General features: G+C 68.7%; 16 protein-coding genes. 12 read left to right on the top strand and 4 right to left on the bottom strand.

Annotated elements, in window-relative coordinates; translation table 11 throughout:
• Positions 1–43: 43 nt before the first annotated feature.
• From FPZ12_RS19220 to FPZ12_RS19205, 3 genes are all read left to right on the top strand, one after another.
• The gene (locus tag FPZ12_RS19220; RefSeq protein WP_150980409.1) at positions 44–1213 is read left to right on the top strand and encodes a universal stress protein; all 1170 of its coding nucleotides are present in this window, start codon (positions 44–46) and stop codon (positions 1211–1213) included.
• Positions 1214–1772: 559 nt separating this feature from the next.
• The gene (locus tag FPZ12_RS19210) at positions 1773–2279 is read left to right on the top strand and encodes a DUF3995 domain-containing protein (RefSeq protein WP_144746834.1); all 507 of its coding nucleotides are present in this window, start codon (positions 1773–1775) and stop codon (positions 2277–2279) included.
• 106 nt (positions 2280–2385) lie between these two features.
• Positions 2386–3156 carry an enoyl-CoA hydratase/isomerase family protein gene (locus tag FPZ12_RS19205; RefSeq protein ID WP_144746836.1) on the top strand — a complete coding sequence of 257 codons (771 nt, stop codon included), beginning with the start codon at positions 2386–2388 and terminating at the stop codon, positions 3154–3156.
• A gap of 240 nt (positions 3157–3396) precedes the next feature.
• On the opposite strand, the gene FPZ12_RS19200 is transcribed toward FPZ12_RS19205, so the two are convergent.
• On the bottom strand, positions 3397–4023 hold the full coding sequence (locus FPZ12_RS19200) for a TetR/AcrR family transcriptional regulator (protein WP_144746838.1): 627 nt from the start codon (positions 4021–4023) through the stop codon (positions 3397–3399).
• Positions 4024–4097: 74 nt separating this feature from the next.
• On the opposite strand from FPZ12_RS19200, the gene FPZ12_RS19195 reads away from it, so the two are divergent.
• The 4 genes from FPZ12_RS19195 (at position 4098) to FPZ12_RS19180 (ending at position 7147) form a co-directional block, all read left to right on the top strand.
• Positions 4098–4892 carry an alpha/beta fold hydrolase gene (locus FPZ12_RS19195; protein ID WP_144746841.1) on the top strand — a complete coding sequence of 265 codons (795 nt, stop codon included), beginning with the start codon at positions 4098–4100 and terminating at the stop codon, positions 4890–4892.
• Positions 4893–4895: 3 nt separating this feature from the next.
• Positions 4896–5342 carry a YdeI/OmpD-associated family protein gene (locus FPZ12_RS19190; RefSeq protein WP_144746843.1) on the top strand — a complete coding sequence of 149 codons (447 nt, stop codon included), beginning with the start codon at positions 4896–4898 and terminating at the stop codon, positions 5340–5342.
• A 204-nt stretch (positions 5343–5546) separates the two neighbouring features.
• Positions 5547–5915 carry a YciI family protein gene (locus FPZ12_RS19185; RefSeq protein ID WP_144746845.1) on the top strand — a complete coding sequence of 123 codons (369 nt, stop codon included), beginning with the start codon at positions 5547–5549 and terminating at the stop codon, positions 5913–5915.
• The gene (locus tag FPZ12_RS19180) at positions 5912–7147 is read left to right on the top strand and encodes an RNA polymerase sigma factor (RefSeq protein WP_144746847.1); all 1236 of its coding nucleotides are present in this window, start codon (positions 5912–5914) and stop codon (positions 7145–7147) included. Before FPZ12_RS19185 ends, FPZ12_RS19180 begins: the two co-directional genes overlap by 4 nt.
• 110 nt (positions 7148–7257) lie before the next feature.
• On the opposite strand, the gene FPZ12_RS19175 is transcribed toward FPZ12_RS19180, so the two are convergent.
• Complete coding sequence (locus FPZ12_RS19175; protein ID WP_144746849.1) at positions 7258–7719, bottom strand: nuclear transport factor 2 family protein; 462 nt, start codon at positions 7717–7719, stop codon at positions 7258–7260.
• A gap of 222 nt (positions 7720–7941) precedes the next feature.
• On the opposite strand from FPZ12_RS19175, the gene FPZ12_RS46875 reads away from it, so the two are divergent.
• Positions 7942–8076: a hypothetical protein gene (locus tag FPZ12_RS46875; protein ID WP_279537823.1), complete on the top strand. Its 135-nt coding sequence runs from the start codon at positions 7942–7944 to the stop codon at positions 8074–8076.
• Between the two features lie 26 nt (positions 8077–8102).
• On the opposite strand, the gene FPZ12_RS19170 is transcribed toward FPZ12_RS46875, so the two are convergent.
• On the bottom strand, positions 8103–10892 hold the full coding sequence (locus FPZ12_RS19170; RefSeq protein WP_166462823.1) for an AAA family ATPase: 2790 nt from the start codon (positions 10890–10892) through the stop codon (positions 8103–8105).
• Positions 10893–11055: 163 nt separating this feature from the next.
• On the opposite strand from FPZ12_RS19170, the gene FPZ12_RS19165 reads away from it, so the two are divergent.
• Both FPZ12_RS19165 and FPZ12_RS19160 read left to right on the top strand, forming a co-directional pair.
• Positions 11056–12273, top strand: a complete 1218-nt coding sequence (locus tag FPZ12_RS19165) for a PucR family transcriptional regulator (RefSeq protein ID WP_166462822.1) — start codon at positions 11056–11058, stop codon at positions 12271–12273.
• A gap of 7 nt (positions 12274–12280) precedes the next feature.
• Complete coding sequence (locus FPZ12_RS19160; protein ID WP_144746855.1) at positions 12281–13351, top strand: PucR family transcriptional regulator; 1071 nt, start codon at positions 12281–12283, stop codon at positions 13349–13351.
• A gap of 183 nt (positions 13352–13534) precedes the next feature.
• On the opposite strand, the gene FPZ12_RS19155 is transcribed toward FPZ12_RS19160, so the two are convergent.
• A complete protein-coding gene (locus FPZ12_RS19155; protein ID WP_144746857.1) occupies positions 13535–14197 on the bottom strand; it encodes a cutinase family protein in 663 nt (220 codons plus the stop codon).
• A gap of 203 nt (positions 14198–14400) precedes the next feature.
• Between FPZ12_RS19155 and FPZ12_RS19150 the strand changes: the two genes are divergently transcribed.
• Positions 14401–14775 carry a YidH family protein gene (locus FPZ12_RS19150; protein WP_144746860.1) on the top strand — a complete coding sequence of 125 codons (375 nt, stop codon included), beginning with the start codon at positions 14401–14403 and terminating at the stop codon, positions 14773–14775.
• Positions 14772–15056, top strand: a complete 285-nt coding sequence (locus FPZ12_RS19145) for a DUF202 domain-containing protein (protein ID WP_144746862.1) — start codon at positions 14772–14774, stop codon at positions 15054–15056. Before FPZ12_RS19150 ends, FPZ12_RS19145 begins: the two co-directional genes overlap by 4 nt.
• Positions 15057–15260 lie beyond the last annotated feature (204 nt).

The raw sequence follows: 15260 nt of genomic DNA, 5'->3' as shown, positions 1-15260 counted from the left end.
AACGCCAGCGTCGCGGCGGCGGTTCGTTTCGTAGTTTCGGGGGATGAGCGAAGTCGCGGTCGGCCCGGTCGTGGTGGGCGTGGACGGATCCGAAGCGTCGCTGCGCGCGGTGCGGTGGGCGGCGCGGGAGGCGCGGTGGCGGCACACGCGGCTGCGCATCGTGCACGCGGTCGAGCCGCCGGCGTTCCATTTCACCAAGGGATACGTGGATACGGCCGGTGTCCTGGTGAAGCTGCGGGCCGAGGGTCGGCGCATCGTGGCCGAAGCCGCTGTCGAGGTGGCTGCTGCTGGGGCGGCCGGTGCCGGGGTGTCCGGTGCCCAGGTCCCCGGTGCCCAGGTGGCCCGTGCCGAGGTGTTCGGCGCCGAGGTCGCCGGGGCCGGGGCGCCGGGCGGCGAGGTGCCCGGTGCCGTGGTGTCCGGTGCCGACGTGGCCGGTGCGGAGGTGGCCGGTGCCGGGGTCGCCGGTGTCGGGGTGTCCGGTGTCGGGGTGTCCGGTGCCGACGTGGCCGGTGCGGAGGTGGCCGTTGCCGGGGCGCCCGCTGCCGGGGTGCCCGGCGCCGAGGTGTTCGCTGCCAACGTGGCGGGTGGCGGGGTGCCCGGTGCCGAGGTGGAAACCGAGGTCTCGATCGCCGCCCCGGCGAAGGCGCTGTTGGCGGAGTCACGCGGGGCGCAGCTGCTCGTGCTGGGCATGACAGGGCAGAGCGCGTTCCCGGGGTTGATGGTCGGCTCACTGCCCGCGATGCTCGCCGCGCACGCGTACTGCCCGGTCACGGTGGTGCGCGGGGAAAGCCGCCCGGGCCCGGTGGTGGCCGGCATCGACGGCGGGCCCCTGTCGGACGCGGTAGTCGGGATGGCCATCGAGGAGGCCGCGCACCGGGGCGTGCCCCTGATAGCGGCCCACGCCTGGAGCGACGCGGATTTCGACGGCGGGGCCGTGCAGCCGTACTTCGGCTGGGAACCGGTTGCGGAGGCCGAAAAGCAGGTGCTGGCCGAAAGCCTGGCCGGGTGGCAGGACAAGTACCCGGACGTGACCGTCGACCGCGTCGCGGTCCGCGACCGGCCGCGGCACCTGTTGCTGGAGTGGAGCCGGACCGCGCAGCTGGTCGTCGTCGGCAGCCGCGGCCGCGGCGGCTTCGCGGGGCTCCTGCTTGGTTCGACGGGCCAGGCGCTGGTGCACCACGCGCAGGGACCGGTCTTGGTCGTCCGCAGCTGAGCACCGCCGAGGTGATCCCGGTCGGTTCGGCGAGCCGGACGTTGGCGCGTCGCGCCGAGGAGCCGACGCGGGTTAGCGCGCGCTTGGCTGTGCGCCGGTTATCGCTGAGCGGCTCGATGGGATGGGCGTTGGCGTGCGATGTCGAGGGCCCGGCGCTAATCGGCAAGCAGCCCGCTGTCGGCGTCGTGGCGCCAATCGTTTCGTCGGGGCGGGTGCGGGCGCGCCACGCGGCGGAGCCGGTGCTGCGCCGGCCGATGGAGTCGCCGCTGGTGCATCACGCCGAAGGCCCGGTGCGGCTGGTCCCGGAACGGATTGCCGATGGGGCGGCGCTGGTCGGTCCGCCCAGGCAGGCGCTGGCGCACCCAGCCGAGAGGCCAGTGCCGGCGCGAATGCCAATGCCGATGCCAGGGCCGATGCCGACGCGAATGCCAATGCCGATGCCAGGGCCAGTGCCAGCGCCAGCGCCAGTGCCGATGCCGGCGCCAATGCCGGTGTCGCTCGCGGTCGGTGTCGGGAGCGGCGCTGGCCGTGCGTGGCCGTTCCTCGGTAACTTCGGAGTATGGGGGCACTTCGTGGTATCGACCGGCGGTCACCGGTGACCAGGGACCGGATCGGCGTCGTCGCGGCCTATGCGGCCGGGGTGCTCGGTTCGGCGTACGCGCTGCTCAGTATTTACTGGACCGCCGGCGGGCAACTGTTGCTGGACACGGTCGGCGGCCAGATCGAAGACCTCGCCCGCCGCGGCGGCGCGGCCGCGTTCGCGATCGGCGCCGGTGCCACCGTGCTGAAGCTGATCGGCGCGGCGATGGGCTTCTGGCTCGCGGTGACCCACGGACGGCCCCGGTGGCTGCTGGTCCTGGCCACCCTGGCCGGTTCACTCCTGATCGTCTACGGGGGAGTGCTGGTGGTGACCGGCGCCCTCGTGCTCACGGGCGTGACCGACCCGCCCGGCGAAGTCGACTACAACGCCCTGACCTGGCACGTCGCGTTGTGGGACCTGTGGTTCCTGGTGTGGGGCGTCGCGTACGCGGTAGCCGCGGTGGCTTTCCGGTGGAAGTGGCGCTGATGCGGTTCGGTGCCGGGTTGTGCGAACGTCGCGTCACTGAGGTCCATTGTGGACGGTGTAGCCGGTGCCACTGCGAGATCGGGCGCGCGGCCCTTACGCTGCGGGCGTGACGAAACTGGACATCGAGCCCACCGGCCTTGCCGTGCTGACCATCGACGCGGGCCCGCTCAACCTGTACACCCCTGAACTGCACCAGGAACTCGACAGTGCCCTCGATGGCCTGCACGAGGACATCCGTGCCCTGCTCATCCGCGCCGAGGGCAAGGTGGTCAGTGGTGGCGTCGATGTGCACCAGTTCGCCGCGCAGGAGAATCCCGAACAGGCCAAGCAGTTGTTCGACCGGATGCTGGCGCTGCCCGACCGCATCGCCGCCCTGGAGGTGCCGACGGTCTTCGCCGCGCACAGTTTGTGCCTGACCTGGGCCTTCGAGGTCGCGGTCGCCTGCGACCTGATCCTCGCCGCCGAGCGGGCGAGCTTCGGGCTGGTGGAGAAGGTCGTCGGCCTGACCCCGACGATGGGCGGCACCCAGCGCCTGGCCGCGCGCGCCGGTGTCGGACGGGCGAAGGAGTTCGTGATGACCGGCGACCGTTATCCTGCAGCGACCCTGGAGCGGTGGAATGTCGTGAACCGCGTGCTCCCTGATGAAGGCTTCGACGAAGCCGCCCGCGCCTTCGCGACGACACTGGCCACCGGCCCGACCCGCGCCCACGCCGCGACGAAACGGGTACTGGCCCACTTCGAACACGGCGGCGTCCCAGAAGCGAACGCGCACATCACCACCATCGCCGCGGACCTCTACCGCACCGAGGACCTCCGCTCTGCCGTCCGATCCTTCTTGGAAGACGGCCCAGGCAAAGCCACCTTCACCGGCCGCTGACGCATCGGCCCGCCGAGCGGCAACGGCCCTGGTCGTTCAGGGAGCTCCCGCGGGTGCCACGATCATCCGCGACGAGCTACCCGCCGCCGGCTCTCACGCGATCGTCCTCGGCTGTTGCCAAAGCTCGTTGCCGCAAGTTCGTTGCCGCAAGTTCGTTGCCGGAGTCGGCCACCAGCGTGGACCGTCGCACGCTCCGTGCCCTCGCTTGTCGCCATCCCGCACGTGCGGAGTGCCGTTCGGTCAGCGTCTGCCATACGCGGCAAGGAAAACGCGAACCCCTGCCTCGGCGAACCGAGTCACTTCCGCGGGCTCGGGAGGTCGCTCCCGGCCATGGAAGAGCGCACGGTCCAACGGCCTTCCGAGGATCAGGAACGCGAAGTGCTCGGCCGCCAGCGCCGGATCCTCGATCTCCAGCAGTCCCCGCTCCGCCAGTTCGCGGAAGCATTCGGCCAGTCGTGCCAACGTTCGTTCCGGTGCGCGCTCGTAATAGGTGCGGGCAAGCCCGGGCAGCCGTCCGGATTCGCCGATGATCAATCGCCGTAGCCGGATTACCTGCGGTTGCAGTACGACCGTGAGGTACCGGCGTGCCAGCTCGCGCAGTGCCGGTTCGAGGTCGGTGGCCTCCAGCAGCGACCGGATCTCGGTCCCGAACGGCTCCGCGGCGGCATCGAGAGTGCCGAGGATGATCTCGTGGAACAGCCGCTCTTTGTCCGCGAAGTTCTTGTACACGGTCTGTTTGGACACCGCGGCGGCCGCCGCGATCTCGTCCATGCTGGTTCCCTGGTACCCCTTCTCGAGGAAGATCCCGGTCGCAGCGTCGACGATCGCCTGCCGTTTGCGGGCAGACCGGTTCGATTCGTCAACCATCGCGACCTCCTCGGGTACTAGACGGTCCAGTACCCGCAGAGTACTGTCCCGTCCGCTACCGGAAGGAGAGGCCGATGGCCACCGTGACTTCCTGTGACGGCACCACCCTCACCTACGACCGGACTGGTTCGGGCCCGGCGTTGATTCAGGTCGACGGCGCGCTGTGCCACCGGGCGTTCGGCCCGAGTGGCCCGCTCGCCGAGCAGCTCAAGACGGAGTTCACCGTCTTCAGGTACGACCGTCGAGGTCGCGGCGGAAGCGAAAACACGTTGCCCTATTCCCCGGATCGCGAGATCGAGGACCTGCAAGCCGTGCTGGCCGAAGCCGGTGGTTCCGCTTTCGTCTACGGCGTGTCCTCGGGCGCGGGCTTGGCTCTCGAAGCCGCCAAGAACCTTTCCGGGATAACGAAACTCGTCGTGTACGAACCCCCTTTCATCGTCGATGACAGCCGGGCCCCGGTGCCCGAGGACTATCCGGAGCGGGTGGCCACCGCTGTCGAGTCCGGCCGCCGTGGCGAGGCCGTCAAACTGTTCATGAAATCAACCGGAGCTCCGGGCTTTTTCGTCGCGATCATGCCGCTGGTCGCTCCCTGGTCCAAGCTCAAAGCCGTCGCGCACACCATTCCGTACGATCTCGAAATCATGGCCTCCCACCAGCACGGCCACCCCCTGCCCGCCGAGGAATTCGGCAAGGTCTCCATACCGACCCTCGCGGTGGTCGGCGGCAAAAGTCCGCACTGGATGCAGCAGAGCGTGCGAGCGGTGGCTTCCGTCGTTCCGGAAGCCAGGTTCGAGGTGCTGCCAGGCCAGAACCACATGGTCAAACCAGGACCGCTCGCGCCCGTGCTGACCGGCTTCTTCAAGGAGTGACCCATGAGGTTCCGCGCCGAGCTCAGACTGAACGGGAAGACCGCCACCGGAATCCCGGTGCCCGACGAGGTCGTGGCCTCGCTGGGATCTCGCCGGCCCGCTGTGCGGGTGACGATCAACGGACACAGCTACCGGAGCACAGTGTCTTCAATGCGTGGTGAGTTCCTCCTTCCGGTCAGTGCCGAGAATCGTCAGGCCGCCGGTATCTCGGCCGGCGATGAGGTGGACGTCGAGCTCCGGCCGGACACCGAGCCGCGTGAGGTCGAGGTCCCCGCGGATCTTGCCTCGGCCCTGGCCGGAGACACCGAGGCCCGGGGCTTCTTCGAGAGCCTTTCCTACAGCCACAAGCGTGCGTACACGCTCTGGATCGACGACGCGAAGAAGCCGGAAACCCGGCAGCGCCGCGTTACCCAAGCCCTCCAGATGCTGCGCGAGAAGCGCCGCCGCTGAAACCCGGCCACGTCTGAGCTCTCCGGGGCGGAGCCGAAGACCGTACGCGGCGGGAATCGTCGTCGACGATGTCCGTACTCGCGGTCTTCACGCCCAGCCGGATTCGATGGCGAATACTCGACGGCGGATGTCGAGATCGTGTCCGCCGCTCCGACCTGTCTGCGAGAGGACACACCGGGGCCTCCGCCTACCGAGGAGCAAGCCATGAAATACCTGTTGATCATGCACATGAACCCGAAGATCTGGGACGCGTTGACCGAGGAGGAGCGCAACGCCGTGATGCAGGGCCACGAGCCCTTCATCGCCGAGATCCGTGAGTCCGGGGAAATGATCAGTACCGAAGCGCTCGGTGATCCCTCCACCAGTGCCGTGGTGAGGGTGATCGATGGCGCGCCGGTGGTCACCGACGGCCCGTTCCTCGAGACGAAGGAGTACCTGGCCGGGTACTACCTCGTCGATTGCGAAACCAGGGAACGCGCCCTCGAACTGGCCGCGATGATTCCCGACGCCGCGGTGCCCGGCATGGGCATCGAGGTCCGGCCCGTGATGTTCTCCGCCGGAATGGAGATGTGAACACCCCCGCCGGGATCGGGGACCTGCTGCGCGAGTCTGCGCCGCAGGTCCTCGGCGCGCTCATCCGCCGCTACGGCTGGTTCGACGCCTGTGAGGACGCCGTGCAAGAGGCCATGCTCGCTGCTGCCGTCCAATGGCCGGACGCGGGTTGCCCGGCCAACCCGCGCGGTTGGCTGATCACGGTCGCATCCCGCCGGCTCGTCGACCTGACCCGCAGTGAGGACGCTCGCCGCCGCCGGGAAGAAACAGTCGCGGCGCGAGAACCCGTCGAGGAGCCCGCGCCACACGAACAGCCTTCCGGCGAGGACGACACTCTCACATTGCTGTTTCTGTGCTGTCATCCCGAGTTGTCGGCAGCCTCGCAGATCGCACTTACCCTGCGCGCGGTCGGCGGGCTGACGACAGCCGAGATCGCCAGAGCCTTCCTGGTGCCGGAAGCGACGATGGCCCAGCGGATCAGCCGCGCGAAACAACGGATCAAGAAGTCCGGGATCCCCTTCCGGATGCCCGCCGTCGCAGACCGGCCCCCGAGGTTGCGGACAGTCCTCCATGTCCTCTACTTGATCTTCAACGAGGGCTATGCCGCCACGTCCGGCGCTGACCTGTATCGCATCGAGCTGACCCGTGAAGCGATCAGGCTGACGCGGCTCGTGCATGCGTTGTTGCCTGGACCTGGTGAGGTCGCGGGACTGCTCGCCCTCATGCTGTTGACCGATGCGCGCAGCCCGGCGCGCACGGATGCTCATGGCCTCCTCGTCCCGCTCGCCGAACAGGACCGAAACCTGTGGGAGCGCGCGAAAATCGAGGAAGGCGTCGGCCTGGTCTCCGCATCGCTGGCGAACGGTGAACTCGGGGAGTACCAGCTGCAGGCGGCGATCGCCGCCGTGCACGCCGAGGCGTCCGGCATGGCGGACACGGACTGGCCGCAGATCCTTGTGCTGTACCGGATTCTCGACAGGATCGCGGGCAACCCGATGATCACTCTCAATCGTGCGGTGGCCGTGGCGATGGTCGAAGGCCCGCGTGCGGGACTCGAGCTGCTCGACTCGGTCGCCGCCGACAGTAGGATGGCAGGGCACCACCGGCTCGAGGCCGTCCGCGGCCATCTGCTCGAGATGGCCGGCGACCTCGATGCGGCCTGTGCGTGCTTTCGCGGCGCGGCACGTCGAACCCCTTCGGTCCCGGAGCGGCGCTATCTCGAAGCCCAGTACCGGCGCCTTGCCGGCGGGTAGCCTGGCTGACACTTTCCCCGCATATGCCTGGAGAAATGATCGCCGGGCGCCCTTTTCGCCACGTCGCCCCGAATGGGGAACAGCTGGTCCGGCACGGAACGCCGCCCGGATCAGCCTGCCAGCCAGGGATAGCGCGCGGTGTCCTTGCCGGCGTAGTCCGGATCCAGGTAGATGAACACGCGCTGGATCTTCCAGTCGCGGACCTCGAACACATCGCACCAACGGCCCGCTCCCCATTCCGGGACACCGGCCCGCCAGCCGCCGTCCCGGTGCTCGCCGTGGCTCGTGCCCTCCGCGACGAAGGTGTCGCCGCCGGAGAAGATCCAGTTGAATCCCGCGTAGTCGTGCCGGATCGACCGGATCGTTCCCCCGACATCGCCGAAGAGCTTGCCGATCTCGGCCTTCCCGTTGGCCAGGCCCCATTTCGGGAAGTACACCTGCGCGTCTTCGGCGAACAGCTCCAGTATTCCGCCACCGGAACTGGTCACTCCGCCGTTGTCGAAGGCTTTGAGATACTCCAGCGCCACCGATTTGCGTTGCTCGTCGGTCATCGTCCGGGTGGACAGCGACATGGCCGTCTCCTTCCGCTCGTTCGCAGTGTCCCAGGAACGGCCGTGCGTCGTCGATGGTCGAAGACATGGATGTGAACCCCCTCGGTCGGTCGTGACGACCCACGCTAGCGGCCGGGCCGGCGCCACACCATCTGCCGAAAGACAGATTTTATTTTCGCCCTGGACCCGCTACTGTGGGAAACACCGCCCGATCCGTGGCGGTGGACTCAGGGGGATGATCGTATGGATGATGTCGTGTTCAGCGTGGTTTCGTGGAGCGAGGCCCGTACCAGGAGCCGCAACGCGTCGAGGGATTTCTCTTGGCACGCCGAGGATCTGCGGCCTGATGAGCCTGAACTGGCGCGCGCCGGGCCGTGACCCGTGGCTCGATTGTCCACAATGGATTATTGAATGTGGGGCTGTTGCACCCGCTTCAGCGATCCTTGTGCGACTTCGTCGCCTTGGCGGAAGAAGGCCGTGAGTTCCACCCTGGACCGGATTCCCAGTTTGGCGAAGATGTTCCGGAGATGGTGCTCGACGGTCCGGGGGCTGAGAAACAGCTGCGCGGCGACCTCCCGGTTCGTGGCTCCTGCCGCCACGAGGCGGGAGATCTGAGCCTGCTGCGGGGTCAGGTCCACCGATGCCGGAGCCGTGTGGTCAACGGCTTCGCCTGCCGCGCGCAGCTCCGCGCGGGCGCGGTCCGCCCAATAGCTGGCCTCGTAACGCTGGAACGTCTTCCACGCGTGGCGCAGGTGGGTTCGCGCGGCGCGCGGTTTACGGCTCCGGCGGAGGCGTTCACCGTAGAACAGTTCCGTTTTGGCGAGCTCGAACGGGCGGCCACCGGCGCGGTGCAGGCGCAAGGCTTCCCGGAAGCGTTCGCCTGCCTCGTCGTCGTCGGCCACGAGAGCCTGGCACCGTTGGGAAAGGGCGAGATAGGCCGTGTTCATCGTGCCGCAGGCCCAGCGGTCGAAGGTTTCCAGCGCGACGGTCGCGGCGGCGTTCTCGTCGCAGCGCACCGCCGCTTCGATGAACGCGGGGATGGCCATCACGCGAACGAACGGGTTGGAGTTGTCGGCACCGGATACGACCGGGCGCAGCCGGGTCAACGCGTCCGCGGGCCGGTCGTCGGCGAGGTCGAGGCAGGCCAGCGTCCAGGCTGTCGAGGCGGTCGGCCGGCTTAGGCCGCGTTTTGCGGCTTCCTCGGCGGCGCTTTCCAAACGTGCCAAGGATTTTTCCCGGTCGCCCAGCAGGGCGGCGGCCAGAGCGAGCATGGTGAGGTGATTGATCGCGCAGTTGTGCTGTCCGGCGACCTGGGACAGGCGCAGGCCCTCTACCGAGGCAGTCGCCGCGGCACTGTACTGGTCCAGTCGTAATGCTGAGTAGGCGAGGAATTCGAGAGCCCACGGAGCCAGTGCTGAGTTTCCGTCGCCGAGTGCGGCGTCCACGGCCTGGGTTGCCAGCTCCTGGGCTTGGACGTCATCGCCGACCACCAGAGCGGCGACGGAGGCCCAGGTTTTGGGCGCGCAGCCGGGCAGGAGTTCGGCGAGTTTGATGACGCGGCGCAAAGGTTCGCGGGCTTCGTCGTGGCGGCCGCTCAGCGCGGCCGAGAGCCCGTCGAAATGGTCGTAGACGAGTTGCAGCAAGGGAGGTTCTTCAGGAGAAGACAGTGCGCTCGCCCGCTGGGCGGTGAGGAAGAAGCCGTCGACGTTGCCGGCAAGGCAACTGGCTTCCGCGGCATACATCAACGCGGTGGCGGCCAAGGGCAGATGGGACTCGGTGAGCCCGTGCGCGGCGTCGAGGAGGAGACGGTGACCGATGGCGGGAGTGCCGTCACGGAGTTCGATCTCGCCCTGGAGCAGATCGGCGAGCCCGCGGACGCTGGTGTCACAGGTGAGCGGCCGGAGGCGGTGCAGGAGCGCGCGACTGCGCTGCGTGCGACCGGCGAGCCAGCAGTCACGTGCCGCGGAAAGGAGGCGAATCGCCTTGACAGTCGGATCGGAGGTGAGGTCGGCGGCCTGCCGGCAGGCACGAGCGGAGGATTTGTAGTCTCTCGATCTTCGTGCGGTCGCGGCGGATTGCTCGAGCTCGTCGGCCAGTTGGCCGTTGGGAATAGGCGAAATGGCCGCACGGTGGGCGAGTGCGCGCAGGTGCCGCTCTTCGGTGTCGAGGATGCGCGCGAGTAGTTCGTGGGCTTGCTGGCGGTCGGCCAGCGGCATGTCGGCGTAGACCGAGGAGCGGACGAGACGATTGGGGGTTTCCACGAGTCCGCCCTGGTCCAGGAGGAGTCCGGATTCGGTGGCTTCCTCGATGGCGGTCAGTGCGATGCCGGTTTCGGTGGCGAGCCGGACCACTGTGTCGACGTCGAGCCATTCGTCGGCGGCAGCGATGCGCACCAGTTTGCGGGCGTCGGGCGACAGACGGTCGAACCTGCCGCGGAACTCCGCCCGGAGTGGGCTGTCCGGCGGGAGTGCCACCGGAGGCGGTGTGGTTCCTGCGAGCTGGCCGTGGGTCAACGACGTCGCGAGTTCGGTCAGGGCGCGGGGATTCCCCGAGGCCAGCGAGATCAGTTCCTCGGCGAGGTCCGTGGGCAGGCCGTCGGACACCTGCTGGTCGAGCACCCGTCGGCTGGCGTCGTCGTCGAGCGGGTCCAGTGCAAGGCGCGGGAATTCGGCGGGTCCGGGGAAACTGTCCGCGAGCAGGAACACGATCGGCTCCGCGGCGAGCCGGCGTGCGGCGAACAGCAAGGCGCGCCGGGATTCTTCGTCGATCAGGTGCAGGTCGTCGGCGCGGCACAACACGGGTGTTTCGCGGGCCAATTCGGTTAGCAAGGAGGTGAGTGCCGAACAGAGAGAGAACTCGTCCGGGGGTGCGGAATGGGGCTCGCTGTCACCAAGGTCACAGCCGGCTACGATGGCCAGCGCGACGGCGTGTCGCTGCGGGAGCAGCGCGACGTGGTGCGCGACGGGCCTGAGCAGCTGGTTCAGCCCCGCCAGGGAAAGCGCTTTCTCTGTTGCCACGCCTCGAACACGCAGTACCACGAACTCCTCGGCGGCGGCTTCGGCCGCGGTGAGCAACGCCGTCTTGCCCAGGCCGGTCGAGCCGTGGATCTCGACAGTGCCACCACGGCCTTCGCGAGCACGACGAACCAGGTCGGCGAGGGTGGCGAGCTCGTGATCGCGGCCGTGCAGGCTCACCGCGAAACCTGTGGAGACAACGGAAATCCCGTTTTCAACGGACATACCGACAGTGTTGCTCTTTGGTAACGGTAAGGGAAGGGACTGGTGATTTCACCGATGCAGACAGTCGCTGAAGGGCCACAAGATGCGACGCCTGGTCCGCTGAGTTCAGGAGATGGTGATGCACGCAGGAAATGTGGTCGTGGAGGGTGGGCGCCTGGCCGTGATGGAGGAGCGAAGACGGCGGCTGGCGATGCTGCTGCGGCCGGAGCTGCCCAGCCTCGTCGAGGAGATCGTGCGCGAGATCCGCCGCAGCGTGCCCGAATACGGCCGCCCGCTCGACGAGGCCCACAGCACGGTGCTGCGTGATCGGGTCGAATACGGGGTCAAGCTGTTCGTCGATCTGCTCGAGTACCCGCACCTGGCCAGAACGGACGCCGACCGCACGTTCCGTAGCATCGGCCGTGCCGAAGGGCATTCAGGCCGCACGCTCGACCAGTTGCACGCCGCGTTGCGGATCGGAGGCCGGGTCGCCTGGCGGCGGGTCGCGAGGGTGGAACGGCAGCGCGCGCTGTCGGCGGTGGACGTTTCCTGGCTGGCGGACCGGCTGTTCGTGTTCCTCGATGAACTGGCGGCCTTGTCGGTGAAGGGCTACCGCGAGGCGCAGACGCGCGCCAAGGATGCCGGGCGGGGGATGCGGCGGCGTTTGCTGCAGCTGATCCTCAAACGGCCCGCGGTCGCCAAGTCGGCCATCACCGAGTTGGCCCGCACGGTCGGCTGGACCGTGCCGGAACAGTGCGCGCTGGTCGCCGTCGACGCCGAGCCGAGTGGGCACGTGCGCGCGGATCCGATGCTGGGCGCGGACATCCTGGCGGATCTCCGTGAACCGGAGCCGTGCCTGTTGCTTCCGGGGCCCGTCACCACGGAACGGTTGCAGCGCCTGTCCGCCGCGTTCCACGGCGCGCACGTCGCGGTGGGGCCGACGGTGGCGATCGCCGATGCCGCCGCGTCGTTGCGGTGGGCACGTCAAGCCTTGCGGCTGGTCGGTGACGGGGTACTGCCGGATGTGCCCGTCACGGTCTGCGGTGATCACTGGTCGACCCTGTGGCTGCTGGGGGATCCCGGACTGCTGAAGCAAGTCACGAAGCGCCGACTGTCGCCGCTCAACGCGTTTCCCACGAAGCAGCGGGCGCGGCTGGCGGGCACGCTGTTCGCCTGGCTCCAGTCTCAGGGCAACGTGCAGGAGACGGCGTCGAAGCTGCAAGTGCATCCGCGGACGGTGCGTTACCGGATGCGGCAGGTCGAGGAGATCTTCGGCGAGGATCTGCGCGACCCCAACGCGCGCTTCGAGATCGAGGCCGCGTTGCGCGCGTTGAAACTGCTCGGTGTGGCGTACTGAGTCCGTCGTGATCTCCGGTTCGACGGCCGCCCTCATCCGCGACGACGTGCTCGCCGCGGTCGGCAGGTCGGTGCCGGGGCCCGTGGCCGAGCGGGTACTGGCGGACTACCTCGCCGCGGTCGCGACAGGCTTCGAATGGACCGAGGAGCGACGCGGCTACTACGCCCAGCACGCGGACGTCGCCCGGGCGGTGCTGCGGGCTCTGTGGCGGCACCTGGAAGTGCTCGCGCGCGAAGGGCACCTTCAGTGGGATGCGGTGTGGCGGCTCGGCGACATCGCGCTCGCCGCGCAAGACGAGATCGACGCCAGCGCGGCCGGGCATCGCCGGTTGCTCGAGCAGTTGCTGTCCGAGAAGGAGAGCGAACGTCGCGCCGCCCAGCGGACGGCACGGCAGGTCGGCTGGCCGATGCCCGAGACGCTCTGCATGGTCGTGCTCACCGGGCAGCCGACGGAACTGCCGGCAGGCGCATTGGCCGATCTGCGGCGAGAAGTGCCGCGAGTGCTGGTGCCCGATCCCGACGGGCAGGCGTGGGCGAGGTGCTTCCAGGGGCCGCGCGCGGTCGTCGGTCCGGTGGTGCCGTCGACCGAAGCGGTGCGTTCGCTCGAGCAGGCGCTGGAGGTCGGGCAGCTCGTGCAGGCCGGATTCGTCGCCGCGGACGACGTCGTGTGGTGCGACGAGCATCTGCGGGCGCTGCTGTTGATGCGCAATCGGGGGCTGATCCGGCAGTTGGGAGACCGGACGCTCGCGCCTCTGAAGACGATGGAGCCCAAGAAGCGGGCCCGCTCGTGGGAAACGTTGCTGGCGTGGCTGCGGGCGCGCGGGAATCTCGCCGAGGTGGCCGAGATCCTGCGGCTGCATCCGCAGACCGTGCGGTACCGGATGAAAGAGCTGCACCGGCTGTACGGCGAAAGCCTGGACGATCCGGGGTTCCGCCTGGACCTTGAACTGGCGTTGCGTGGCCTTGCCGCGCTCTACGCCGGACAAGTCGCCCGGGACGGCGTGCCACCGTTGGTGAACGTGTTGCGTGCGCGAGGTCTGCCCGATCTGGCTGACGAGTACTCCGGTGACCGGGTCTGAACCGGCGGCAGGCCGGATCACTGGGACTTTTCGCCTTGGCACGCTGCGCAAATCAGAAAACGCGCCGGTCACGTCGCCGCACGGGAACCCGATCTGGTTCGGGGTGCTGACGTAGACGGGGCTCCGAGCCGGAAGGGCAGGTCCGGCTCGGAGCCCCGTCCTTTCACGGCGGGTTCGCGCGAGTCAGGACGACGCGTTCACCTTGTCGGCCGCGAACCGGGCAGCGTTCGTGGCGCTGCCGTCGAAGCCGTAGGTCAGGTGGGCGAGCACGTTCACGCCGTTCGCGCAGACGGGGTCACCGACGTTGCACAGATCGATCGCCCGGCCGCCATACGTCGGGCTGTTCGCCGGAATGTTCTGGCCGAACAGTCGAAGCGGATTTCCGAAAACGGCAACAGCGGCTATTCTCGGCGCCAGCGCGGACGGAATCGTCTCGCCGGTTCCCAGCAGGGTCGGGATACCGATGGAGATGTCCGTGACGCTCGCGCCCTGCGAATAACCGCCGAGCACGAATTTCGTGCCGGGACAGGATGACGCGACCGAAGTGACGTGGCGGGTCATGTCGGTGGCTCCCGGGCCGGCGCTCGTCTGTGCCAGGTCGGCGGCGTAGTCCACGGCATAGGAAGTCACCGTTTTCCCGGGCAGATCCGCCTTCACGGCATCGGCGAACGGGCCTCCGGTGATCCCGAGGCCGGGCAGTTCGCCCGAGCCCCTGGCGAACACGATCTCCACGTCGGAGCAGGTGGCGGCCGACGAGGTCGCGGTGCCGAGCGCGACGGCACTCATCGCCGCGGCGGCAGCGCAACCACCGGCGACCAAGCGGCGCGCGAACTGAGCAGCAGGCATGGACAACACCATTCCCTTCACGGAAAAATCAATGAATGAGCGGCCTCGTGGCGAGAAATACGACCGGGCCGCCGAAAAAGGTACCGTGACCGTGAATGGCCGACAAGAATAGTGCCGTGACAAATTGTGGAGGGTAATTCATAAACGGGCTATGAAGGGTCAGGCGCGGCCGGATGCCTTCGCGGCGGCTACCGTACTGAGTCATGCACGATGAATCGGGCCGGCGTCCGCACTGGTATGAGGAAGGGGAGGAACCCGACTACCGGTTCACCCTGGCCAATGAGCGCACCTTCCTGGCATGGCTGCGCACAGGTCTCGCGCTGCTCGCCGGCGCGGTCGCGCTGGCCCAGTTCGTGCCCGCGTTCGCCATCCCCGGCCTGCGCACCGGGCTGGCAGCGCTGCTCGCGGTCACCGGAACGTTGTTGTCCGCCTTCGCCTACCGCCGCTGGGCGCACGTCCAGCGCGCGATGCGGCACGGGCGGCCACTGCCGATGACGTGGCTGCCTTTCGTGATCGGCTGGTCCGCGGCGCTTGCGGGTGCCGTCGTGCTGGTTCTCGTGTTGGCGCACCCAAAGTGAAGGCTGCCCCTGGGTTGCAGCCCGAGCGCACTGCTTTGGCGTGGCAGCGGACGTCCCTGTCGGCGGCGGTGCTGGCCGTGCTGTTGCTGCGCAGCGGGATCGTCGACAGGGCGCCGCTGACGATCGCGGCCGGGGTGTTCGCTGCCGCGCTCGTGCCGTTGTCGGGGTTCGCCGCGCGGTCGGTGCCCACGACAGGTGCGTCGCGGCGGCGCCTGATGCTCGCGACGGCGGCTGCGGCGGCTTCGGGCCTGCTCGCGGTGATAGGTCTGCTGGTTGGTTGACGCTCGGCTGGGCGAAGGTGGTGGGATCGGTCGCGCCGGATCCTGCGGAATGCGGGCCGAGTGGGTCGGGCTGGGCGGAAGTGGGCCGCGTGGGCCGGGGCCGGCGGAGTAGGGCGGATCGGGCGGGCTGAGCCTGGGCCGGATCCGGAGGAGCGCGGGCCGAGTGGGTCGGGCTGGGCAAGAGTGGGCCGCGTGGGCCGGGGC

The organism is Amycolatopsis acidicola (assembly GCF_007713735.2).
In the GTDB taxonomy this organism is placed as follows: domain Bacteria; phylum Actinomycetota; class Actinomycetes; order Mycobacteriales; family Pseudonocardiaceae; genus Amycolatopsis_E; species Amycolatopsis_E acidicola.
Note: the sequence above shows the minus strand (reverse complement) of the source record. Positions and strands in the feature narration are given on the sequence as shown.

Excerpts from the sequence above, each read along its gene's own strand:
- FPZ12_RS19175 (WP_144746849.1), bottom strand. The coding sequence starts at position 7,719 with ATGTCGCTGTCCACCCGGACGATGACCGACGAGCAACGCAAATCGGTG.
- FPZ12_RS46875 (WP_279537823.1), top strand. The coding sequence starts at position 7,942 with ATGGATGATGTCGTGTTCAGCGTGGTTTCGTGGAGCGAGGCCCGTACC.
- FPZ12_RS19220 (WP_150980409.1), top strand. The coding sequence starts at position 44 with ATGAGCGAAGTCGCGGTCGGCCCGGTCGTGGTGGGCGTGGACGGATCC.
- FPZ12_RS19165 (WP_166462822.1), top strand. The coding sequence starts at position 11,056 with ATGCACGCAGGAAATGTGGTCGTGGAGGGTGGGCGCCTGGCCGTGATG.
- FPZ12_RS19210 (WP_144746834.1), top strand. The coding sequence starts at position 1,773 with ATGGGGGCACTTCGTGGTATCGACCGGCGGTCACCGGTGACCAGGGAC.
- FPZ12_RS19185 (WP_144746845.1), top strand. The coding sequence starts at position 5,547 with ATGAAATACCTGTTGATCATGCACATGAACCCGAAGATCTGGGACGCG.
- FPZ12_RS19150 (WP_144746860.1), top strand. The coding sequence starts at position 14,401 with ATGCACGATGAATCGGGCCGGCGTCCGCACTGGTATGAGGAAGGGGAG.
- FPZ12_RS19200 (WP_144746838.1), bottom strand. The coding sequence starts at position 4,023 with ATGGTTGACGAATCGAACCGGTCTGCCCGCAAACGGCAGGCGATCGTC.
- FPZ12_RS19195 (WP_144746841.1), top strand. The coding sequence starts at position 4,098 with ATGGCCACCGTGACTTCCTGTGACGGCACCACCCTCACCTACGACCGG.
- FPZ12_RS19155 (WP_144746857.1), bottom strand. The coding sequence starts at position 14,197 with ATGCCTGCTGCTCAGTTCGCGCGCCGCTTGGTCGCCGGTGGTTGCGCT.
- FPZ12_RS19190 (WP_144746843.1), top strand. The coding sequence starts at position 4,896 with ATGAGGTTCCGCGCCGAGCTCAGACTGAACGGGAAGACCGCCACCGGA.